Origin of the sequence: Dactylosporangium sp. McL0621 (genome assembly GCF_049995355.1) — a bacterium.
Classification (GTDB): Bacteria; Actinomycetota; Actinomycetes; order Mycobacteriales; family Micromonosporaceae; genus Dactylosporangium.
Window position 1 is genome coordinate 8,444,754 of sequence record NZ_CP188259.1, and the last position, 21,219, is coordinate 8,465,972.

22 protein-coding genes are annotated in these 21,219 nt (G+C 71.9%); 14 read left to right on the forward strand and 8 right to left on the reverse strand.

Features of this window, described 5'->3' with window-relative positions; genetic code table 11:
* The first annotated feature begins 88 nt into the window (after window positions 1–88).
* On the forward strand, window positions 89–1,462 hold the full coding sequence (locus tag ACPPVO_RS39940; protein ID WP_426503768.1) for a GH1 family beta-glucosidase: 1,374 nt from the start codon (window positions 89–91) through the stop codon (window positions 1,460–1,462).
* A 15-nt stretch (window positions 1,463–1,477) separates the two neighbouring features.
* On the opposite strand, the gene paaK is transcribed toward ACPPVO_RS39940, so the two are convergent.
* Complete coding sequence (gene paaK / locus ACPPVO_RS39945) at window positions 1,478–2,776, reverse strand: phenylacetate--CoA ligase PaaK (RefSeq protein WP_426503769.1); 1,299 nt, start codon at window positions 2,774–2,776, stop codon at window positions 1,478–1,480.
* 94 nt (window positions 2,777–2,870) lie between these two features.
* Here paaK and ACPPVO_RS39950 point away from each other — a divergent pair, with 94 nt between their 5' ends.
* Window positions 2,871–3,062: a hypothetical protein gene (locus ACPPVO_RS39950; protein WP_426503770.1), complete on the forward strand. Its 192-nt coding sequence runs from the start codon at window positions 2,871–2,873 to the stop codon at window positions 3,060–3,062.
* Between the two features lie 26 nt (window positions 3,063–3,088).
* Complete coding sequence (locus ACPPVO_RS39955; RefSeq protein ID WP_426503771.1) at window positions 3,089–3,631, forward strand: DUF4865 family protein; 543 nt, start codon at window positions 3,089–3,091, stop codon at window positions 3,629–3,631.
* On the opposite strand, the gene ACPPVO_RS39960 is transcribed toward ACPPVO_RS39955, so the two are convergent.
* A complete protein-coding gene (locus ACPPVO_RS39960) occupies window positions 3,617–3,946 on the reverse strand; it encodes an STAS domain-containing protein (RefSeq protein ID WP_426503772.1) in 330 nt (109 codons plus the stop codon). The genes ACPPVO_RS39955 and ACPPVO_RS39960 overlap by 15 nt on opposite strands.
* A gap of 74 nt (window positions 3,947–4,020) precedes the next feature.
* Here ACPPVO_RS39960 and ACPPVO_RS39965 point away from each other — a divergent pair, with 74 nt between their 5' ends.
* The 4 genes from ACPPVO_RS39965 (at window position 4,021) to ACPPVO_RS39980 (ending at window position 6,629) form a co-directional block, all read left to right on the forward strand.
* Window positions 4,021–4,461, forward strand: coding sequence for a response regulator (locus ACPPVO_RS39965; RefSeq protein WP_426503773.1), 441 nt, complete (start codon window positions 4,021–4,023; stop codon window positions 4,459–4,461).
* Window positions 4,462–5,029: 568 nt separating this feature from the next.
* Window positions 5,030–5,449 carry a hypothetical protein gene (locus ACPPVO_RS39970; RefSeq protein ID WP_360373584.1) on the forward strand — a complete coding sequence of 140 codons (420 nt, stop codon included), beginning with the start codon at window positions 5,030–5,032 and terminating at the stop codon, window positions 5,447–5,449.
* A 2-nt stretch (window positions 5,450–5,451) separates the two neighbouring features.
* Window positions 5,452–5,676, forward strand: coding sequence for a helix-turn-helix transcriptional regulator (locus tag ACPPVO_RS39975; RefSeq protein WP_426503774.1), 225 nt, complete (start codon window positions 5,452–5,454; stop codon window positions 5,674–5,676).
* The gene (locus tag ACPPVO_RS39980) at window positions 5,673–6,629 is read left to right on the forward strand and encodes an NAD(P)-dependent alcohol dehydrogenase (protein WP_426503775.1); all 957 of its coding nucleotides are present in this window, start codon (window positions 5,673–5,675) and stop codon (window positions 6,627–6,629) included. Before ACPPVO_RS39975 ends, ACPPVO_RS39980 begins: the two co-directional genes overlap by 4 nt.
* Here the strand turns inward: ACPPVO_RS39980 and ACPPVO_RS39985 are convergent.
* Window positions 6,619–7,053, reverse strand: a complete 435-nt coding sequence (locus ACPPVO_RS39985) for a DUF309 domain-containing protein (protein ID WP_426503776.1) — start codon at window positions 7,051–7,053, stop codon at window positions 6,619–6,621. The genes ACPPVO_RS39980 and ACPPVO_RS39985 overlap by 11 nt on opposite strands.
* Before the next feature lie 67 nt (window positions 7,054–7,120).
* On the opposite strand from ACPPVO_RS39985, the gene ACPPVO_RS39990 reads away from it, so the two are divergent.
* Together ACPPVO_RS39990 and ACPPVO_RS39995 are read left to right on the forward strand one after the other, a co-directional pair.
* Window positions 7,121–7,384 (forward strand): hypothetical protein, encoded by a 264-nt coding sequence (locus tag ACPPVO_RS39990; RefSeq protein WP_360373596.1) that lies wholly within the window; start codon window positions 7,121–7,123, stop codon window positions 7,382–7,384.
* 200 nt (window positions 7,385–7,584) lie between these two features.
* Complete coding sequence (locus ACPPVO_RS39995) at window positions 7,585–8,025, forward strand: LppU/SCO3897 family protein (protein ID WP_426503777.1); 441 nt, start codon at window positions 7,585–7,587, stop codon at window positions 8,023–8,025.
* 42 nt (window positions 8,026–8,067) lie between these two features.
* Here ACPPVO_RS39995 and ACPPVO_RS40000 read toward each other — a convergent pair whose 3' ends face one another.
* Entirely contained in the window at window positions 8,068–8,862 is a 795-nt protein-coding gene (locus tag ACPPVO_RS40000; protein WP_426503778.1) for a maleylpyruvate isomerase family mycothiol-dependent enzyme, read from the reverse strand.
* Window positions 8,863–9,064: 202 nt separating this feature from the next.
* Here ACPPVO_RS40000 and ACPPVO_RS40005 point away from each other — a divergent pair, with 202 nt between their 5' ends.
* Entirely contained in the window at window positions 9,065–9,778 is a 714-nt protein-coding gene (locus ACPPVO_RS40005) for a phosphatase PAP2 family protein (protein ID WP_426503779.1), read from the forward strand.
* Window positions 9,779–9,809: 31 nt separating this feature from the next.
* Window positions 9,810–10,613 (forward strand): DUF2127 domain-containing protein, encoded by an 804-nt coding sequence (locus ACPPVO_RS40010; RefSeq protein WP_426503780.1) that lies wholly within the window; start codon window positions 9,810–9,812, stop codon window positions 10,611–10,613.
* Window positions 10,614–10,707: 94 nt separating this feature from the next.
* Here the strand turns inward: ACPPVO_RS40010 and ACPPVO_RS40015 are convergent, their stop codons facing one another.
* On the reverse strand, window positions 10,708–11,367 hold the full coding sequence (locus ACPPVO_RS40015) for a GntR family transcriptional regulator (RefSeq protein ID WP_426503781.1): 660 nt from the start codon (window positions 11,365–11,367) through the stop codon (window positions 10,708–10,710).
* Between the two features lie 119 nt (window positions 11,368–11,486).
* Entirely contained in the window at window positions 11,487–13,106 is a 1,620-nt protein-coding gene (locus tag ACPPVO_RS40020) for an AMP-binding protein (protein ID WP_426503782.1), read from the reverse strand.
* Window positions 13,107–13,328: 222 nt separating this feature from the next.
* On the opposite strand from ACPPVO_RS40020, the gene ACPPVO_RS40025 reads away from it, so the two are divergent.
* On the forward strand, window positions 13,329–16,976 hold the full coding sequence (locus ACPPVO_RS40025) for a SpoIIE family protein phosphatase (RefSeq protein ID WP_426503783.1): 3,648 nt from the start codon (window positions 13,329–13,331) through the stop codon (window positions 16,974–16,976).
* Window positions 16,977–17,197: 221 nt separating this feature from the next.
* Window positions 17,198–18,430, forward strand: a complete 1,233-nt coding sequence (locus ACPPVO_RS40030) for a GNAT family N-acetyltransferase (protein ID WP_426503784.1) — start codon at window positions 17,198–17,200, stop codon at window positions 18,428–18,430.
* Window positions 18,431–18,458: 28 nt separating this feature from the next.
* Here the strand turns inward: ACPPVO_RS40030 and ACPPVO_RS40035 are convergent, their stop codons facing one another.
* Complete coding sequence (locus ACPPVO_RS40035) at window positions 18,459–18,773, reverse strand: antibiotic biosynthesis monooxygenase family protein (protein ID WP_426503785.1); 315 nt, start codon at window positions 18,771–18,773, stop codon at window positions 18,459–18,461.
* Window positions 18,774–18,805: 32 nt separating this feature from the next.
* On the opposite strand from ACPPVO_RS40035, the gene ACPPVO_RS40040 reads away from it, so the two are divergent.
* On the forward strand, window positions 18,806–19,399 hold the full coding sequence (locus ACPPVO_RS40040; protein WP_426503786.1) for an aspartyl/asparaginyl beta-hydroxylase domain-containing protein: 594 nt from the start codon (window positions 18,806–18,808) through the stop codon (window positions 19,397–19,399).
* 889 nt (window positions 19,400–20,288) lie between these two features.
* On the opposite strand, the gene ACPPVO_RS40045 is transcribed toward ACPPVO_RS40040, so the two are convergent.
* On the reverse strand, window positions 20,289–21,164 hold the full coding sequence (locus ACPPVO_RS40045) for an NAD(P)H-binding protein (RefSeq protein WP_426503787.1): 876 nt from the start codon (window positions 21,162–21,164) through the stop codon (window positions 20,289–20,291).
* Window positions 21,165–21,219 lie beyond the last annotated feature (55 nt).

The following is a 21,219-nucleotide window of genomic DNA, read 5'->3' on the forward strand; positions in this document are numbered from 1 at the left end:
TGACACGCGGGCACACCCGGTCGCAGTCTGATCACGCATCTTGGAGAGCGCTCTCCAAGACCCCTTCCCAAGGCACGGGGTGATAGCTGTGAGCACGACGGCGCTGACGTTCCCTACGACGTTCTGGTGGGGCGCCGCGACGGCCGCCTACCAGATCGAGGGCTCCGTGACCGCCGACGGCCGCACCCCCTCGATCTGGGACACCTTCGCCGCCCAGCCGGGCCGCATCGACAACGGCGACACGGGCGGAACCTCGACGGACCACTACCTGCGCTACCAAGAAGACGTGAAGCTCATGGCCGAGCTGGGCCTGTCCGCGTACCGGTTCTCGGTCGCGTGGCCCCGTGTCCGCCCGGCCGGCGGCGCCGGCGTGAACGAGGCCGGCCTGGACTTCTACGACCGCCTCGTCGACGAGCTGCTCACCGCGGGCGTGCGCCCGGTCGCGACCCTCTACCACTGGGACCTGCCCCAGGAGCTCGAGGACACCGGCGGCTGGACGGCCCGCGACACCGCCCTGCGCTTCAGCGACTACGCGGCCGCGGTCGCCGCGCGCCTGGGCGACCGGGTCGCGATGTGGAACACGCTCAACGAGCCGTGGTGCTCGGCGTTCCTCGGGTACGGCACCGGCGGGCACGCCCCCGGCCGCCGCGGCCACGTCGGCGCCCTGACCGCGACCCACCACCTGCTGCTGGCGCACGGCCTGGGCGTCGCGGCCCTGCGCGCGGCCGGCGTGACGGGCCAGGTCTCGGTGGCGCTCAACGCCGGCGCGGTGCGCCCGCTGACCGCGAGCCCGGCCGACGCCGACGCCGCCCGGCGCATCGACGGGCTGCTGAACCGCATCTTCTTCGACCCGATCCTGCGCGGTGCGTACCCGTCCGACACCGTCGAGGACACCCGCGACCTGACCGACTGGCACTTCGTCCGCCCCGGCGACCTCGCGGCGATCTCGGCCCCGGTCGACGCGATATGCGTGAACTACTACCAGCCCGACCTGGTGAGCGCGGCCCCCGACGGCGAGCTCGACCACGGGACCCCGTACCCGACCGCGCAGGCCGTGCGCTTCCACCCCACCCCGGGCCCGGTCACGCACATGGGCTGGTCCGTCGACCCGACCGGCCTGCGGGACCTGCTGCTGCGCATCCGCCGCGACTACGGCGACCGCCCGCTCTACGTGACCGAGAACGGCGCCGCGTACGACGACCGCCCGGGCCCGGACGGCGGGGTGGATGACCCGGAGCGCATCGAGTACCTGCGCGCCCACCTGGCGGCCGTGCACGAGGCGATCGCGGCGGGCGTGGACCTGCGCGGCTACTTCGTGTGGTCGCTGCTGGACAACTTCGAATGGGCATTCGGGTTCAGCCGCCGCTTCGGCCTGATCCGCGTGAACTACGACACCCTGGAGCGCACGATCAAGGCGAGCGGCCGCTGGTACGGCGAGGCGATCGCCCGCAACGCCATCTGACCCCGCCGCCGGGGCTCAGCGCAGGTCGACGACGCGGCGCATCTTGCCCGCCGAGCGTTCGACGCCGCCCGGCTCGTCGACGTCGACGCGGACCGTCACGCCGATCGAGCCCTTGACCGCGCTCTCGAGCCGGCGGGCCGCGTCCGCCGCCGTCTCCGGGCTCGCGCCCGGGCGGCGTTCGGCGCGCACGGTGAGCGTGTCGAGGCGGTCGGCCCGCGACAGTACACACTGGAAATGCGGCGACAGGGCCGGCTGGCGCAGCAGGAGCTCCTCGATCTGGGTCGGGAACACGTTGACCCCTCGGACGATCATCATGTCGTCGCTGCGGCCGGTGATCTTCTCCATCCGGCGCATCGTGCGCGCGGTGCCGGGCAGCAGGCGGGTCAGGTCCCGGGTCCGGTACCGGACGACCGGCATCGCCTCCTTGGTGAGCGACGTGAACACGAGCTCGCCGTAGGAGCCGTCCGGGAGCACGGCGCCGGTGTCGGGGTCGACGATCTCCGGGTAGAAGTGGTCCTCCCAGATCGTCAGGCCGTCCTTGGTCTCCGCGCACTCGTTGGCCACGCCGGGGCCCATCACCTCCGACAGCCCGTACACGTCGACGGCGTGCATCTGCAGGCGCCGCTCGATCTCGGCACGCATGTCCTCGGTCCACGGCTCGGCGCCGAGCACCCCGATCTGCAGCGAGCTCGCGCGCGGGTCGAGGCCCTGGCGCTCCATCTCGTCGACGATCGCCAGCAGGTACGACGGCGTCACCATGATGACGTCCGGCCGGAAGTCGCGGATCAGGGTCACCTGCCGCTCGGTCATGCCGCCGGAGACGGGCACGACGGTGCAGCCGAGGCGCTCGGCGCCGTAGTGGGCGCCCAGGCCGCCGGTGAAGAGGCCGTAGCCGTACGCGACGTGGACCAGGTCGCCGGGGCGCCCGCCCGAGGCCCGGATGGAGCGCGCCATGAGGTCGGCCCACGTGTCGACGTCGGCCTTCGTGTACCCGACGACTGTCGCCTGGCCGGTGGTACCGGACGAGGCGTGGATGCGGGCCACCTGTTCCCGCGGCACCGCGAACATCCCGAACGGGTAGTTGGCCCGCAGGTCGGCCTTCGTCGTCATCGGGAACCGCGCGAGGTCGGACAGGTCCCGCAGATCGTCCGGGTGTACCCCGGCCGCCTCGAACCTGTTCTTGTAGTGCGCCACGTGCTCGTAGGCGTGGCGCAGGCTCTGGCGCAGCCGGGTGAGCTGGAGGGCGGCCAGCTCGTCGCGGGATGCGGTCTCGATCGGGTCCAGGGTGCCCGGGGCGGGAGTGACGTCGCGCACAGAACCATCCTGCACCCGCAGCTCAGCTCGTGCGTGCCGCCCGTCACGCGCCAATCGCGCTCGTTGATCTTTCTGAATCGATACAGTAATGCTCATGGAGACCACGACCCGCCGGGTTCGCACCGCGATCGCCGGCCGCATGCAGGCTCGTCGCGCCCGCCGCACGCTGGAGCGCGAGATCGCCGCGTACCGGACGCCGGCCGAGCGCCTCGAGCTCGACCTCATCCTGGGCCGGCATACGGAGGAGGAGATCGCCGAGATCGACGCCATCCTGCGCCGGCCCTAGCCTCTGTACCTACTAGTATGTACGGTATGGACGCTATGCAGTACGAACTCACGCTGCCGGCCGACTACGACATGGAGATCATCCGCGAGCGCGTACGCCGGCTCGGCCACATGCTCGACCACCGCAAGGGCCTGGGCCTCAAGGCCTACCTGATCCGCACCGCGGGCGTGGGCGGCTCCTCCGTCAACCAGTACGCGCCGTTCTACCTGTGGAACGCCGCCGACGCCATGAGCCGGTTCCTCGTCGGCGGCGGCGGCTTCCACAACATCGTGCGCGACTTCGGCCGGCCGCCGGTGCGGCACTGGACGGTCCTCGCGGCGCTGGCGGGTCCGGCCCGGCACGCGCCGGTACGCTCGGCGACCCGGCACGTCGCGACGCTGCCCTGGGGCACCGAGCCGGCCGCGCCGGCCCCGCACCCGCAGCTGCACACGGCGGCGGTGGCCTTCGACGCGTACCGCTGGGAGGTCGTGCGGTTCTCGCTGTGGGCCACGGAATCGCCGGAGGACCCGGAGGCGACGGAGCGCTACGAGGTGCTGCACCTCTCCGCGCCGCCGTCAGAGGGCTTCTGACGCCGCCTCGAGCGACCCCACGATCGTGAACACCTGGTCGAGCCCCGTGATGCGGAAGATCCGGCCGACCCGCTCATCGGTGCACACCACGGCGAACGCGCCCCCGCCCGCCCGCGCCCGGTTGTACGCGCCGATCAGCACGCCCAGCGTCACCGAGTCCATGAAGGTGACGCCGGCCAGGTCGACGACCAGGCCCGGCTGCACGTCGAGCGCCGCGTTGACCGCCGCCCGCAGCTCCTGCGCATTGCCGACGTCGAGCTCACCCTCGGCGCGCACGACGCCGTGCCCGCCCACCGTGCCGATCGTGAACGCCACCCGGTAACGGTAGCGGCTCGCGGGACCCTGGTGGGGACGCGCTACTGTAAGGCGACTGTGGTGGGAGGAGCACGATGAGCGACGCGCACGCCGTCCCGATCGAGATCCTGCTGGTCGAGGACGACCCGGGCGACGTGCTCATCACGCGCGAGGCGTTCGCCGAGAACAAGCTGCGCAACCGCCTCACCGTGTGCACCGACGGCGCCGAGGCCCTGCGCTTCCTGCGACGGGTGGGCGAGCACGCGGGCGCGCCGCGGCCGGACATCATCCTGCTGGACCTGAACCTGCCGGGCGTCGACGGGCGGGTCGTGCTCCGGACCGTGCACGCCGACCCGGACCTGAACCGCATCCCGGTCGTCGTGCTCACCTCCTCGACGGCGGAGGAGGACTTCCTGCGCAGCCACGAGCTGCGGGTGGACGACTACATCGCCAAGCCGGTGGACTTCGCGGGGCTGATGAACGTCGTGCAGCGCATCGAGACCTTCCACATCAGCGTGGAGCGGGCGGCTCGCTGAGTTCGAGATCACGACATGTCGGGCGCTCCGCGCCGCGACATGTCGGATTTATCGCCTGTCGCCGCTTATTTCGTCACCGTGTGGTTTTCGGCCGCCTCCGCGCCGTTTCTCCGCCGCGTCCGCGCCGTTTCTCCGCCGCGTCCGCGCCGTTTCTCCGCCCTACGCGCCGTTTCTCCGCCCTACGCGCCGTTTCTCCGCCCTACGCGCCGTTTCTCCGCCGCGTCGGCGCCGTTTCTCCGCCCTCCGCGCCGCCCGCCCTCAGCCTGCCCCTCTGCGCCGCCCTCCTCGCTGTTGCTCCGCTCCGCGCCGGTTTCCCTGTTCTCCACGCTGTCTTCTCCACCCTCCACGCCGTTTCCGCCCTTCCGCGCCGCTCGCGGCGCCGGGAAACCCCCGCAAGACCCCACAGGCGGCACATAACCGAAATGTCGGATATGTCGCGGCGCGAAGCGCCCGACATATCCGGAACAATCGCGCCCACGCACGGCTGAAGTAAAGGATTCTTGACACGGTGTCGGCTTCGCTTTACCTTTGTGGTGTCAAAGATTTTTTACACACGGAGCGAGGGGCCATGTCGCATCAGGAGCAGCGCGCCTGGATCTATGCCGTCGTCGCGGTCGTCGTGCCCGTCGGCTACGCGATCGCGCTGCTGGCCCGGGTGCCGGCGGAAGGCCTCGCCGCCAGTCACTACGTCGTGCCCCTGCTGGTCGCGATCGGCGCATCGGTGGTGCTCAACGTCCTCGCCGAAGCGGTCGCGGCCGGCGCCGCGCCCAAGGACGCCAAGGCCGTCGACGAGCGCGACCGGGCGATCGGGCGGCTCGGCGAGTACGTCGCCTTCTACGTCATGAGCATCGCCGCGATCGTGCCGCTGGTGCTGGCCATGCGCGAGGCGCCGTACTTCTGGATCGCCAACTCGCTGTACCTGGCGTTCGCGCTCGCGGCGCTGGTGTCGTCGGTCGTCAAGATCGCCGCGTACCGGCGGGGGATGTAGGCGTGGGCAAGCCGACCCGCGTCACCAACTCGATCCGGGCGCTGCGTTTCGCACACGGCGAGATGACCCAGGCCGAGCTCGCGGCGCGCATCGGCGTCACGCGCCAGACCGTCAACGCCATCGAGCAGGGCAAGTACTCCCCCACGCTCGAGGCGGCCTTCCAGATCGCGCGGGCGTTCGGGGTACCGCTCGAAGCGGTCTTCCACTATCCCGAGGAGGAGTCATGAAAGCCGTGATCCGGCAACGGTACGGCGACCCGCTCGAACTTCGCGACGCGCCCACGCCACCGGTCGGGCCCGGCGGCGTGCTCGTCGAAGTGCGCGCGGCCGGCGTCGACCAGGGCGTGTGGCACCTGGCGACCGGACTGCCGTACGCGGTCCGGGCCGCCGGCTTCGGCCTGCGCCGCCCGAAGCAGCCGGTGCTGGGCCTGGACCTGGCGGGCGTCGTGCGCGCCGCCGGGCCGGAGGTCACGCGGTTCCGGCCGGGTGACGAGGTGTTCGGCACCGGCGACGGCACGTACGCGGAGCTGGCCCTCTCCTCCCCGGACCGTCTCGCCCGCAAGCCGGAGACGATCTCGTTCGCGCAGGCCGCGACGGTCGCCGGGTCCGGCGTCGCCGCGCTGCAGGGCCTCCGCGACGCGGGCCGGCTGCGTGCGGGGCAGCGGGTGCTGATCCTGGGCGCGGGCGGCGGGGTGGGCTCGTTCGCGGTACAAATCGCGCGAATACTCGATGCGGAGGTCACCGGGGTGTGCTCGGCCGCCAAGGCCGGCCTCGTGCGCTCGCTCGGCGCGGCGCACGTCGTGGACTACGCGGCGGGCGAGCCCTCGGGCCGCTGGGACCTCATCCTCGACACGGGCGGCGCCCGGCCGCTGCGGACACTGCGCCGCCTGCTCACCCCGACCGGTTCGCTGGTGATCGTGGGCGCCGAGGGCGGCGGCCGGTGGCTGCAGGGCGCGGACCGCCAGCTGCGCGCGGGCCTGCTCAACGGCTTCACCCGCCAGCACCTGACCGGCCTGATGTCCCGCACCGCCGCCGAACCCCTGGAGACGCTGGCTTCCTGGATGGAGAACGGCTCGTTGGTACCCGCTGTAGAGCGCACCTTCCCGCTCGCCGAGGCCGCGGAGGCGATCGCCTACCTGCGCGCCGGCCGTCCGCTCGGCAAGGTCGCGCTCACGATCTGAGCTGGGGCGTGCCGCCGCTCCGGCTCCGGACGAAATTTACGAGCCCCGGCACATCGATCCGGTACGGCGGATCGCTCGCGTACTCCGCGATCCGCAGCGCCGCCCGGTCCAGCAGCCGGGTGGCGCCGTCGGCGTTGCCGCGCCGCGCGTGCGTGAGCCCCACCGCCAGTTGCGCCAGCCCCCGCCAGAGCTCGCGCTCGCCGTCGGGCGCGGCCTTCCAGGCGGCCTCGAGCACCTCGTGCGCGTGGAAGGGCCGCCCCTCGTCGAGCAGCCGCTGGGCCTGTTCGAGCGCCTCCTCGGGCCCGACGACGAGATCGCCGGGCATCGTGGGCACGCCCTCGGCCCCGCGCGGCAGCGGCCGTCCGAGCTCGTCCCGCGGCCGGGAGTTGCGCGCCCGGCCCTCGGTATCGCGGTCACGCTCCATGCCATCGAGCCTATTTCACGATTTTCCGTGACGGTGGAACCGCTCGATGTCGGGCATGATGTACCGCGTGACGCTATGGGAATATGCGCGACTCGAGTACCGTGCGGCGGGCACGCTGGGCACAGACCGGTTCGAGGACTGGGACGCCGTTTTCCACCACCCGGGCGGCGTACAGCGCTGGGGCACGGACGAGCGCTTCAACGACCTGCGCCACCTCAACCGCGCGGGCGCGGAGGGCTGGCAGGCGTACGACCGCGCCGCAATGATCATCGGCCAGCCGCACCGCCTGCACGCGGTCACGTACTCCCTGCGCCGGCCGGTCGAGCGCTAGGGACGGCCTCCCTCCCCGTCACGGCCCGCCGCGACAACGCGGCAACGCGGCAACGCGGCAACGCGGCACGCGGTAGCGGCAGGCCTCTGATGACCGCCGGCCCATCGCACTTGCAGTCGGAAGACGGACAGTTACGCGCCTGCGCACCTGGGAGCCGGTACGCCTAGCCGGTACCCATCCGGATCCATGGAGGCTCCACCATGACCACACCCGCGCAGCCCGAGCCGCAGCCGCAACCCGAGGCCCCCGCGGCGGCCCCCTTCGAAGGGCAGCCGGCGCCCGGGCAGTCCGCGCCGCCGGTCAGGAGCGGCAAGCGCCGGCAGATCACGATCCTGCTCTCGCTCGTCGTCCTGCTCGGCGTGCTCCTCGGCCTCGCCTGGTTCTTCAACCGCGACGCGGCCACGAACGCGAACGTCGGCGACTGCCTGCACAACCCGGGCGACGACAAGCTGAAGATCGTCAAGTGCGACAGCACCGACGCCGACTACACGGTGCTCGGCAAGATCTCCGGCAAGGACCAGAGCGAGGCGACCAGCCCGTTCACGTCCGTGTGCGACCAGTGGCCCGACAGCACCAACACGTTCTGGCAGGGCGAGTCGGGCAAGAAGGGCGACGTGCTCTGCCTGAAGAAGACGAAGTAGACCGAAAGGGCCGCGGGACAACCGCCCCGCGGCCCAACGGGGTCAGTACCCCGGGAACACCGCGCGCAGGTCGTCGAGCGAAATCGGGCCGGTGATGCTTACCGACGACGACGTGTACGCCGGCTTGAGCCGCCCCGCCGCCAGCCGCAGCCACTCCTCCAGCGTGAGCGACAGCGTCCCGTCGAGCGGGCCGGCCGGCGCCGCGCCCAGCGTCACCGGGTCGGTGAGGTGCAGGGTCAGGGTCTCGCCGGTGTCCGTCAGCTGCACGAGCAGGTCCGCGGTGCGCCCGTCGAGGTTGGCCGGCTTGGCGATCCAGCCGAACAGGCCCTCGACGCGGTCGCTGATGAGCGCGGCCGCCTCGGGGGCGAGCGCCGCCGACGGGTCGAGGGCCGCGCGCACGTCCCAGTCGTGGTAGCCGTACTCCGTCAGCCGCAGCAGCGCCGAGGTGGCCACGTCGACCGGCTCCGGCATCCAGCCGACGTCGATCTTGTGGGACTCGCGCTGCTCGGGCGTCAGGGCCTCGTACGCCTCGACCAGGCGCTGGTTGGCGACCGGGAACTCGGCCTGGCGCTCCTGCGGGGTCATGCCGTCCCAGCGCGCCCACACGCCCTTGTTGAACTCGAACTCGGGGGCGGGCCGGCCCTCGAGCGAGGCCTGCACGGCCTCCAGGTTGATCTCGGCGCCGCTGCCCAGGTGGCTCACGACCTGCGACACATCCCACTCGTCGGCCGCCGACGGGCCGGTCAGCTGCTCCGGCGTCAGGCCGGCGACCAGCGCCGACAGGTCGTCGTGGCCCTTGCGGAGGGCGGCGATCGCCTGATCTGCCCGAGTACTCATCAAACCCCCAAAAACTCCGGAAACCCCGAGATACTTGAAGCATAAACAAAGTCGTGATGCACGACACGCCTGGGTGCCCGATCAGCAATATTGCGCCGACCGCAACATCAGGTAGCTTCACATGGTGAACACGGGGGCTGAGGTTGGTGAACAAGAACACACAACGCGGTTAAGACCCCGCGCCTGGACTGAACTGCTCCTCGTGCTCGGTCTATTCCTGGCGTACAAGGCCGGTCGGCTCGCCGTCGACGGGCGAGTCGGGGCCGCGTACGCCGACGCCAACCTCGTCTGGCGGCTCGAACGCGCGCTGCGCCTGCCGGACGAGGCCGCCGTCCAGCACCTGCTGCTCAGCGCCGAGACCCTGGTCCGGACCGCCAACGTGTTCTATGCCGTCGTGCACTTTCCCGCCACGATCGCATTCCTGATCTTCATGTACTGCTTCCGCCCGGAACACTACCTGCGCTTCCGGCGCATCCTGGCCTGGCTCACCGCCATGGGGCTCGTCATCCACTTCGTGTTCCCGCTCGCCCCGCCGCGGATGCTCGACGGCCTCGGGCTCGTCGACACCGCCGCCGTGTACGGCCCGAGCGTGTACGGGCCGCCGCAGACCGACACGCTGAGCAACCAGTACGCGGCCATGCCCTCGCTGCACGTCGGCTGGGCCCTGATCGTGGCGGCCGGGCTCATCCACGCCACGAGCTCCCGGTGGCGCTGGCTGTGGCTCGCCCATCCGGTCCTGACCATGCTCGTCGTCGCCGGTACCGCCAACCACTACTGGCTCGACGGGATCATCGCGGCGATCCTCGTCGGGGTGCTGCTCATGGCCACCAGCCGGCAGGAGCACCCCTCCCCGAAGGTCCCGATTCAGCTACGGCGCGAAGCGGTCGAACCGGTACGAGGCACAAAGCTGACATAAAAAGGAACATCCATGCGGTATCAAAGATCGCGTGGATTGGAACCTGCGCACCTGTGCGCGCCGGGGGCACGTGACCTATGCCCCGACCGAGGACACGTTCCGCGAGAAGCTGCACGCCACCACCCCGGTCGGGGCGGCTTGGCGGTGCCTGCGCTGCGGGGACTTCGTCATCGGCGAGCCGCATCAGACCGGCCCCGCCGAGCGCGCCCCGATCGTGCTGCGCGGCCGTGCCCTGCGCGACGCGCTGATCCTGCGGCTGCTGTCCCTGGAGCGGTTCTTCAAGGGCCTGTTCTGCCTCGCCGCCGCCTACGGCGTGTTCCACTTCCGCAACCACCGCGACGGCGTCGAGCGGGCCTTCAACGAGGACCTGCCGCTGCTCAAGCCGTTCATGGACAAGGTCGGCTGGAAGTTCGAGGACTCCGCGATGATCCACACCATCCGGACCGTCATCGAGGCCGAGTCCCAGACGCTGCTGTGGGTCGCCGCCGGCCTCGCGCTCTACGGCTCGCTGCAGCTCGTCGAGGGCGTCGGCCTGTGGATGCTGAAGCGCTGGGGCGAGTACTTCGCCGTCGTCGCCACCTCGCTCGGCCTGCCGATCGAGATCTACGAGCTCACCGAGAAGCTCACGTTCACCCGGGTCGGGGCGCTCGTCATCAATATCGTGGCGGTGTTGTACATCCTGCTGTCCAAGCGCCTCTTCGGGCTGCGCGGCGGCCACGCGGCGCACGAGGCCGAGCGGCACGAGACCAGCTTCCTCGAGGTCGAGCTGGCCGCGAACGAGCCCACGCTGCCCCGGGGCCTGCGCATCCCCAAGGCCCCCGCAGGCGTCCGGTAGCGGAACAGACGGCAAACTGCCACTGGCGGGACCCGTACCCGCGTCGTATAGTTGAGCGCGAGACCGGCATCTTCCCCCGTGGATGCCGGTCTTCTTAATTCCCGGCCGCGGAGCGGATCGCGCGGATCGCGTTGAGGTTGTGCTCGCGCGCGCAGGCCTCCAGCGTCGCCGCGTCGTCCTCGCCCCGCGCCAGCCGTTCCAGCAGCCCGTCGTGCTCGTTCACCGCCGTCGCCAGCCGCAGCGCCGGGTACAGCGTGACCAGCACCCGCGATGCGTCGATCCGGTCCCAGATCCCGTCCAGCGACTCGATCACGTAGCGGTTGCCGCAGCGGCGGTACAGCGCCCGGTGAAACCGCCGGTGCAGCGCCATCACGAGCGCGTGGTCGACCGGGCCGGCCGCGGCCGCCTCCCGCAGCTGCGCGTTGTAGCCGCGCGCCTCCTGCAGGTCCTCCGGCGACACCCGGGTCACCGCGGCCGCGAACGCGTACCCGTCCAGCAGCGCCAGCATCCGGACGAGCTGCTCCCACTCGTCGTCCTGCAGCATGGCCACCCGCGCGCCGACGTTGCGCTCGAAGTGCACCAGGCCCTCGGCCTCCAGCCGGCGGATCGCCTCGCGCACCGGCACCGGGGACACGTCCAGCTCGCGCGCCAGGCTGCTGAGCACCAGGCGCTTTCCCGGGCCGAACCGGCCGTCGATGATGCGTTCACGGATCTCGCGGTACGCGAGCTCGTGCTTGGACGGCACTGGCTGCACGCGGCACATCCCACTCTTGACAGGGCCCGGGAAGGGCACAATCATATACGATAATCATATACGATGAGACGGCGGTCCGGCCGGTTAAGACGGGGGCGGCCGGACCGCCGGCGCGTCGGTCACGAGTCCGTCATCGTAAGGCCCAGCTCGCGGGCCGACACCTCCCGCATCTCGACCTTGCGGACCTTGCCCGTCACGGTCATCGGGAACGCATCGACGATCTTGACGTACCGCGGGACCTTGTAGTGCGCGAGCCGCCCGGCGCAGTAGTCCCGCACGGCCTCGGCGGTCAGCGGCACGGCCCCGTCGCGCAGGCGCACCCAGGCCATGAGCTCCTCGCCGTAGCGCTCGTCCGGCACGCCGATCACCTGCACGTCGACGATGTCGGGGTGACCGTAGAGGAACTCCTCGACCTCCCGCGGGTACACGTTCTCGCCCCCGCGGATCACGAGGTCCTTGATCCGCCCGACGATGTTGACGTACCCGTCCGCGTCCATCGTCGCCAGGTCCCCCGTGTGCATCCACCGGGCCGCGTCCACGGCCGCCGCGGTGGCGTCGGGCTGGCGCCAGTAGCCGAGCATCACGCTGTACCCCCGCGTGCACAGCTCCCCCGCCTCGCCCCGCGGCATCAGCAGACCGGTCTGCGGGTCGACGATCTTCACCTCGAGGTGCGGCCCGACCCTCCCGACGGTCGACACCCGCCGCTCCAGGTCGTCGTCGCGGGCGGTCTGGGTCGACACCGGCGAGGTCTCGGTCATGCCGTAGCAGATCGTCACCTCGGTCATGCCCATGTCGGCGATGACCCGCTTCATCACGTGCACCGGGCACGGCGAGCCGGCCATCACGCCGGTGCGCAGCGTCGACAGGTCGTAGGAGGCGAAGTCGGGCAGCGCCAGCTCGGCGATGAACATCGTCGGCACTCCGTAGAGGACCGTGCAACGCTCCCGCTGTACCGCCGCCAGGGTCTCCGCCGGATCGAAGGCCCGCGCCGGGATGACCATGCACGCGCCGTGGGTGGTCGCACCCAGGTTCCCCATCACCATGCCGAAGCAGTGGTAGAACGGCACCGGCAGGCAGACCCGGTCGGCCTCCGTCCAGCCCTGCGCCTCGGCCACGAAGAACCCGTTGTTGAGGATGTTGTGGTGCGACAGGGTCGCGCCCTTCGGGAAGCCCGTCGTGCCCGAGGTGTACTGGATGTTGATCGGGTCGTCGAAGGCCAGCGCCGCCTCGCGCTCCCGCAGCGCCTCCTCGGGGGCCTGTTCGGAGCGCAGCGCGGCCCAGTCGGCCGAGTCGATGAACACCACGTCGGCGAGGCCCGGGCGCACCTCGGCCACCATGGCCCGGTAGTCGGAGGTCTTGAGGCGCTCGGCCGAGACGAGCAGGCCCACGCCGGACTGCTCGAGCACGTACGCCAGCTCGTGGGTCCGGTACGCCGGGTTGATGTTCACCAGGATCGCCCCGATCTTGGCGGTGGCGTACTGCAGGATCGTCCACTCCGGACAGTTCGGGGCCCAGATGCCGACCCGGTCGCCCTTGGCGATGCCGCGGGCGAGCAGGCCCCGCGCCACCCCCTCGACCTCGGCCAGGAACTCGCGGTAGGTCCACCGCCGGCCGGTCGGGACGTCGACGAGGGCGTCGGCGCCGGGCACGCGGGCGGCGGTGCGGTCGAGGCTGGCGCCGATGGTCTCACCCAGCATCGGCCCGTCGGCGGGGCCGACGGAGTAAGACAACAGTGTCATGCCCTGCAACGATGCCACCGCACTGCGCAAAAAGCACCGGGGAACTCAGGCCCTGTCCTGCCGATCATGCCGGCCTGCGCCGGGCCCAGATTCCACCTGCGCGCACCCCGCGAAGGCCGGGTTACAACCCCGGTAGCCAGGCCTCCGCGGGGCACACGCAGGCGAAACCTGGACCTCGTCTCGGCCGGCATGATCGGCAGGACAGGGCCTAAGCTGACCAGGATGGGCGACACGGAGGTCAGCCGCGACCTGGCGGCGGTCGACTGGGCGGCGACCCCGCTCGGGCCGCCCGAGTCGTGGCCGCACAGCCTGCGCTCGGCCGTGCGCATCATGCTCGACTCCCGCTTCGCGATGTGGATGGCGTGGGGGCCGGACCTGACCTTCCTGTGCAACGACGCCTACCGGCGCGACACGCTCGGCAAGAAGTACCCGTGGGCGCTGGGCCGCCCCGCGCACGAGGTCTGGGCCGAGGCGTGGCACGAGGCCGGGCCGCGCATCCGCACCGTGCTCGAGACCGGGAAGGCGACCTGGGACGAGGGGCTGCGGCTGTTCCTCGGGCGCAGCGGGTTCACCGAGGAGACGTACCACACCTTCTCCTACAGCCCGCTCGCCGACGACGACGGTACCGTCGCCGGGATGTTGTGCGTGGTCACGGAGACCACCGAGCGGGTCGTCGCCGAGCGGCGCCTGGCCACGCTGCGCGACCTCGGGGCCGGGCTCGACGCGGCGACGGGCGAGCCGCAGCTGCTGGCGGCGGTCGAGCGGGCCCTGGCCACCCGGTCCGACGATCTGCCCTTCACGCTGGTGTACCTGTACAAGGACGGCGTTCCCGGGCTCGCCGCCGCGACCGGGGTCCCCGCCGGCCACCCGTGCACCGACCCGGGCGTGTGGCCGGGGGCCGACGGTGCCCCGCTCACCGCCGGCGGGCTGGACGGGCTGCCGTCCGGCGCGTGGGACGAGCCGCCGACCGAGGCCCGGATCGTCGCCCTGCCCCGGCCCGGCGGCGGGCGCCCGTACGGGTTCCTGGTCGCGGGCCTGAACCGGTACCGGCCCTTCGACGCCGCCTACGCGGGCTTCGTCGACCTCGTCGCCGGGCAGATCGCGGCCCGGCTGAGCACCGCCCGGGCGTTCGCGTCGCAGCGCCGCCGGGCCGAGAGCCTCGCCGAGCTCGACCGGGCCAAGACCGCCTTCTTCACCAACGTCAGCCACGAGTTCCGCACCCCGCTGACCCTGCTGATCGGGCCGGCCGAGGACGCCCTCGCCGACCAGGCCGAGCCGCTGCCGCCGGGCCAGCGGGGCCGGATCGAGGTGGTGCGCCGCAACGCCGAGCGGCTGCTCAAGCTCGTCAACACGCTGCTGGACTTCTCGCAGCTGGAGTCCGGCCGGCTCGAGCCGCACCGCGAGGCGCTGGACCTGGCCCGGCTCACCGCCGAGCTGGCCGCCCTCTTCGCCCCGGCCGCCGGGCGCGCCGGGCTGCGCCTCGACGTCGACTGCCCCCCGCTGCCCCGGCCGGTCCACGCCGACCGTGACATGTGGACCAAGATCGTGCTCAACCTGCTGTCGAACGCGCTGAAGTTCACGTTCACCGGCACGATCACCGTCCGGCTCGCCACCGCCGGCGACGAGCACGTGGAGCTGACCGTCACCGACACCGGCGTGGGCGTCGACCCGGGCGACCAGGCACGGCTCTTCGAGCGCTTCCACCGGGTGCAGGGCGCCCGCGCCCGCACGCACGAGGGCTCCGGGATCGGCCTCGCGCTGGTCGCCGAGCTGACCGCCCTGCACGGCGGCGTGGCGAGCGTGCACAGCGCGGCCGGCGCGGGCTCGACCTTCACCGTCCGCATCCCCGTCGGGTCCGGCCCGGCGACGCCCGCGCACGACTCGCCGGTACCGCAGGTGCACGGCTACGTCGCCGAGGTCGAACGGTGGGTCGGCGCCCCCGCGACCGCCCCGCCCGCGCGCCCCGACCCGGACGCGCCCCGCATCCTCGTCGTCGACGACAACGCGGACATGCGCGACTACATCCGCCGCGTCCTCGGCGCCGACTACCAGGTGCTCGAGGCGGCCGACGGGGTACAGGCGCTGCGGTTGCTGCGGGCCGAGCCGCCCGACCTCGTGCTGACCGATCTGATGATGCCCAACCTCGACGGCTTCGGCCTCATCGCGGCCGTGCGCGCCGACGGTCCCGGGCACCTGCCGGTCATCGTGCTCTCGGCCCGGGCCGGGGACGAGGCCACCGTCGAGGGCCTCGACGCCGGCGCCGACGACTACCTGGTCAAGCCGTTCAGCCCGCGGGAGCTGCGCGCGCGGGTGCGGGCCAACCTCGAGTTCGAGCGGGTCCGGCGTACCCGCGACGAGCTGCAGCGCAGCCGCGTCCTGCTCGACCAGGCCCAGCGCCTGGCCGCCGTCGGCTCGTGGGAGCTCGACCTGGACAGCGGCGACATCCACGGCTCCGACGAGTTCCTGCGCCAGTTCGCCGTCACCCCGGAGCAGCTGCTCGACGAGCACGGCCGGCAGCTCATCAACCGCCGCGTCCACCCCGACGACCGCGTCCGCGTCGACGAGGCCATCGACGCCGCGGTCGACGGCGCGCCGCTGGACTACGAGTCACGGGTGGAGATGGCCGACGGTACCGTGCGCATCTTCCGCACCCGCGGCGAGCTCGAGCGCGACGCCACCGGCCGCCCCGTGCGGCTGCGCGGCTCCAACCAGGACATCACCGAGCAGCGCCGGGCCGAGCAGGCCCTGGCCGCCGCGGCCGCCGCGCAGGAGGCCGCGGCCCGCGAGCACAGCATCGCCGACCAGCTCCAGCGCAGCCTCCTGCCGCCGGTGACGCTGGCCCCCGAACACCTCGAGCTCGCCGCCTACTACCGCCCGGGCGTCGCGGGCACCCAGGTCGGCGGGGACTGGTACGACGTCATCGAGCTCGGCGCCGACCGCACCGCCCTCGTCATGGGCGACGTGATGGGCCGGGGTGTACCCGCCGCCGCGGTCATGGGCCAGCTGCGCGCCGCGGTCCGCGCCTACGCCCGGCTCGACCTGCCGCCGGCCGACGTGCTGGAGTACCTCGACGGCCTCGTGCGGGACCTGAGCGAGGACCAGATCGTCACCTGCGTCTACGCCGTGTACGACCCGGGCGAGCGCAGCCTGACCTACGCCAACGCCGGGCACCTCCCACCGCTGCTGCTCCTGCCCGGCGCCGCCCCGCGCCCGCTGACCTCGTCGGGCCCGCCGCTGGGCACCGGCCCGCTGACCCTGGCCGAGGAGCGCGTCGAGCTCCCGGTCGGCGCACTGCTCACGTTGTACACCGACGGCCTGGTCGAGCATCGCGACCGCGACCTGGACGCGGGCATCTTCGCCCTGGCCGCCCTCGTCGGCGACCTGCAGGGCCCGCTCGCGGACGCCCCGGACCGCCTCGTGAGCCGCCTGCTCCCGGACGGCCCCGACGACGACATCACGCTGCTCATGACCCGAATCGTCGGCGAGCCGGGCGAGGAGCAGTCGGTGATCCGGGACATCCCGGCCCACGAGCGCGCCGTACGCGACGCGCGCCGCCTGGTCGACACGACGCTGCGCCGCTGGGACGCCCCGCAGCGCGTGGTCGACGACCTGGTCCTGATCGTGAGCGAACTGGCCGCGAACGCGGTCCTGCACGGCCGCCCGCCGATCCAGCTCCGCCTGCGCCGCACCCAGACCCATGTGGTGCTGGAGCTGCACGACACCGCCCCGTACCTGCCGCGCAAACAACGCCCGACCCCGGACGACGAACACGGGCGGGGACTGCAGCTGGTGGCCTCGCTGTGCGACCGCTGGGGAACTCGCCCCACCGCGGACGGCAAGGCCGTCTGGTGCATGCGGTCGGTTTTCTAGTGCTCCGACCTCGGTCGGGGACGACACCCTGTTGGGGCGTCGACCACCGCAAGAAGGGCGCCGGCAACACGACCGCACGGATGATCACGCAAACCGCGCTGCACCTGGCCGGCTCCCGAGCCCGGCGAAATTCACTTGACCCGGCCAAGGGGTCGACCTTGCACTGTGGGCCGGACACCACCGGTCGTGGTGCCCGAATCCCGGGGGAGGCAGCAGCAACAATGGAAATCCGTCCCACGACCGACCAGGACCTCGACGTCTTCGTCAACACACTCCATGCCGCGTTCGGGCTCTACCCGGATACCCCGAACGGGGATGGCGGCGGCGTCTGGTGGTCGGCGATCGAGATGGACCGCGGGCTGTTGGCCGTGACCGCGGACGGGCGGCCCGTCGGGACCGCCGCCGCGTACTCGTTCGAACTCACCCTGCCCGGCGGGATCCTCGCCCCGGCCGCTGGAATCAGCGCCGTCGGCGTCCTGCCCTCGCACCGACGCCAGGGCGTGCTCACCGCGATGATGCGGCACCAGGTCACCGAGCTGCGGGCACGCGGGGAGTTCCTCGGCGTCCTGCTGGCCTCCGAGGCCCCGATCTACGGCAGGTTCGGCTACGGACCGGCGACCTACACGGGACGGATCACGGTGGAACGCCACCCGGGCGCCCCCGCTGCACTGCGGGCGCACGGACGGGCAGACGCCCCGGGTACCAGCTCGAACAGCAGCTCGGTCGAGGTGATGCGGCGTGCCGAGTGCGGCGAGATCCTTGAAGAGGTCTATGACCGGTACCGCCGTGCACAGCCGGGCGCACTGTCCCGGCCGCACCGCTGGTGGGCCCTCGGCGCGGGGCAACCCCCGGTCGCTCAGGCGCCGCGCTACGTCGCCGTCCACCGCGACGCCGACGGGGTCCCGGACGGGTACGCCAGCTACTCGCTCAGCGACGGCACTTTGACGGTCGACGAGACCATCGCCACCGACGACGCCGTCTCCACCGCCCTGATCGGATTCCTGCTCGGCCACGACCTCGTCACTCAGGTCGCGTTCAAGCACTTCCCGCCCTGGCACCCGCTGCGCTGGCAGCTGGCGGATTTCCGTGCCGCCAAGGTGAGCAGCGATTCCGACTGGCTCTGGGTGCGGCTACTGGACGTACCGCGGGCGTTGACCGCACGCGGCTGGTTCACGGACGGCGAGCTCGTCCTCGACGTCGACGACCCGTTCCTCGGCGAGCACCACCGCTACCTGCTGACCGTCCGGCGCGGCAAGGCCGACTGCGTTCCCACGGATCGGGACCCCGACCTCTCCCTGGACGTGAGCGACCTCGGCTCGATCTATCTCGGCGGCACCGCGCCCAGCACGCTCGTCCGTGCCGGACAGATCCGCGCCCACCGCTCGGACGCGGCCACCCTCGCCGACATCCTCTTCCACGCCGACCGGCACCCGCACTGCCTGCACTGGTTCTGACCCCACGCCTGCCCTACCCGCCGTTGCCCTACCCGCCGTGCACCTCGACGGCCACCTCGTGGTGGCTGACCCGCTCGTCCCATCGGCTCAGCGCCCGCCGAGCCGTCTCCTCGACGACGGCAACCTCGAAGTCGTCCCCGGCAAACCCGCGCACGTCGTCGAGCCCGCCGAAGTACACAATGGAGGTGAAGAGCACCTCGTCCCCATCGGCCGAGCGCAGCAGCCGCGCCCCGAGGAACCCGGCCACCTCCAGCAGGTGCGCGGCGACCTCGCCCTCGTAGTGCCGCTGATAGTCGTCCGCCGTGGCGACCGGCGCCCACCCCCGCCAAACCCGAGCAATCATGCGTCCCCCTGTCGATGCGACACTAACAACCTATGTTCGTCGACCAGACCCCGTTCCCGTTCCTGAAGGACCTGCGCGGCGCGTGGCAGGCCATCCGCGACGAGTGCGCCACGCTGCCCGGGGACGCGTTCGAGCCGTGGGTACAGCGCGAGATGTACGGCCAGGGCTGGAGCACCTACGGCCTGGTCGCGTTCGGCACGCGCATCGAGGGGGCGCTGGCCGCCTGCCCGCACACCGCCGCCGCACTGGCCCGCGTGCCCGGCCTCACCACCGCGGCGTTCTCGCGCCTGGTGCCCGGCACCCACATCCGCCCGCACGAGGGCTGGGTCACCACCGTCTACCGCGCACACCTGGGCCTGGTGGTACCGCCCGGCGAGTGCGCCCTGCGCGTCGGCGGCCAGACCCGAACCTGGACCGAGGGCGAGACCCTGGTCTTCGACGACACCGCCGAGCACGAGGCCTGGAACTACACCGACGGCGTGCGGATCGTGCTGCTGTTCGACTTCCTGCGCCCCGGCCGCACCCTCGACGAGATGGACGAGCTGCCACCCGAAGTGGCGGCCGCATTGCACCGCCGCGCCGCAAAGGACAATCAGGATTTCGCCACCGGCGGCCCGTTGGGGTGATGGTCGGCGGCCGCGCGTTCTCGGAGGCGTCGGCGGAATGCGCAATTCGCCGGCCCCCGTTCGATTGTTCCGCGCCTCGGACCACCGGCTGGTCGACGCGATCGTGGCGCCGGTGCGCGACAGCTTGGATGCGTGGGCGCGGGCCGCTGGACGCCGTCCGTTTCATGCTGTGGCGCGGGATCGCCGTCGTGGCCGGAGGTGGCCTGCTCGGCGGGGAGTTCCTCCGGCGGGGCGGGAAGTTCGGCCAGCTCAGCGGGCGGGACCGGCGAGGCGGAAGGTTCGGCCCGCTCGACCGGCGGCACGGGGCATTCGTCCTGCTCAGTGGGCGATTCGGACGGCTTAGGCGCGAGGGCTTCGCGGGCCCGCTGTTCGAAGTAAGCGTCCGCCGCCTCGATACTGCCGTACTGGTCGCAGAGCTTCTTCCGATGCCGCTCTTCAAGCCCCCAGTCGCGATGCCGCTTGTGTTCCTTCCGAAACTTCTCACCAGCCGGCGAATAGTTACGCCGCCGAGTAGCGTCATACATAGCAGTAATTTCGGCCCGGCTGAACAACCCCCGCTGCCCAACCACATATCGATTATCCCAAATCACGGCCGACAACAGGATCCCGTTTCAAATAGCGCAAGACAGAACAGGGACCACCGAATGACGACCCGCGCGAACCCGGCAGGAAACGACGGCCAAGAGGCATAACCGTGGGTAACAACGAAAAGGGACCACGCTTACCCGTTGCGGGAGCCGAAGGCTCCCGCGCGCCATCGGCCGAGCGTCGTCTGTCAGCCCCCCGTCCAGGCAAGCCGCCCAGGCCGTGCGGGCCCATTGGGCCCGAGAGCACGCCGGTGCAGGTTTTGAGGGAGCGAAGCTCCCCCACCGCGAGCGCAGCGGGCTGATCAGCTCAGGTAGGTGTCGCGGCGGGCCGCTACGAAGGACTCGATCGTCATCGGGGGGCGGCCCGTCACGTGCTGGACGTCCGTCGTCAGGCGGTCGTAGCGGTTCTCGCGGTGCAGCCGGGCCATGGTGGCGATGTGCTGGCGAGTGTGCGGCGGCAGGCCCGACGGCGTCAGGACCTCGGCCTCCCACTGGTCCGGCGGCACGTCCACGTACGTGATCTCGCGGCCCAGGGCGCGGGAGAAGTCCGCGGCCACGGTGTGCAGGTCCTCGCTGCTCGGGCCGGTCAGCTCGTAGACGCGGCCGATGTGCGGGGCCGGGTCGGCGAGGATCGTGGCGGCGACCCGGGCTACGTCACGAACGGCGATCGGGGAGGTGCGGCCCGCGCCGAACGGCAGCTCCAGGGTGCCCCGGGCCCGGATCGAGGCCGCCGCCAGCGTCGTGAACAGCGGGTTGTCCAGGAATGCCGTCGGCCTCAGGTGTACCACCGGCAGGCCCGACCAGTCGAAGACCCGCTCGGCGAGCCAGTGCAGGCGCTGCTGGTCCGACTGGTCGGTGCTCGTGGCCGTCACCTGCGACACCGTCATCTGCGACAGCTCCACGAGCGCGCCCAGGCCGCCGCGGTCGCGGGCCACGCTCGCCACGACAGTGGCCGCCAGCAGGTGGTCCTTCGAGACCGGCATCGCGAAGAACATCGCGTCCACGCCGGTCAGGGCGGTCGCCACGCTCTCCGGGCGGGTCAGGTCGCCGACGACGGTGTCGAAATCGGCCGGGGCCGGGCGGTGCAGCAGACCGCGCACGGGCACCCCGGCGGCGCGCAGGTCGGCCGCGACCGCCCGGCCCACGTCGCCCAGGCCGGCCACCAGAACCAGATTCACGGAGCCGGGCTACCCGCCCGACCGGCGGTTTAACGCCGATCCAACGCCGGGCTGG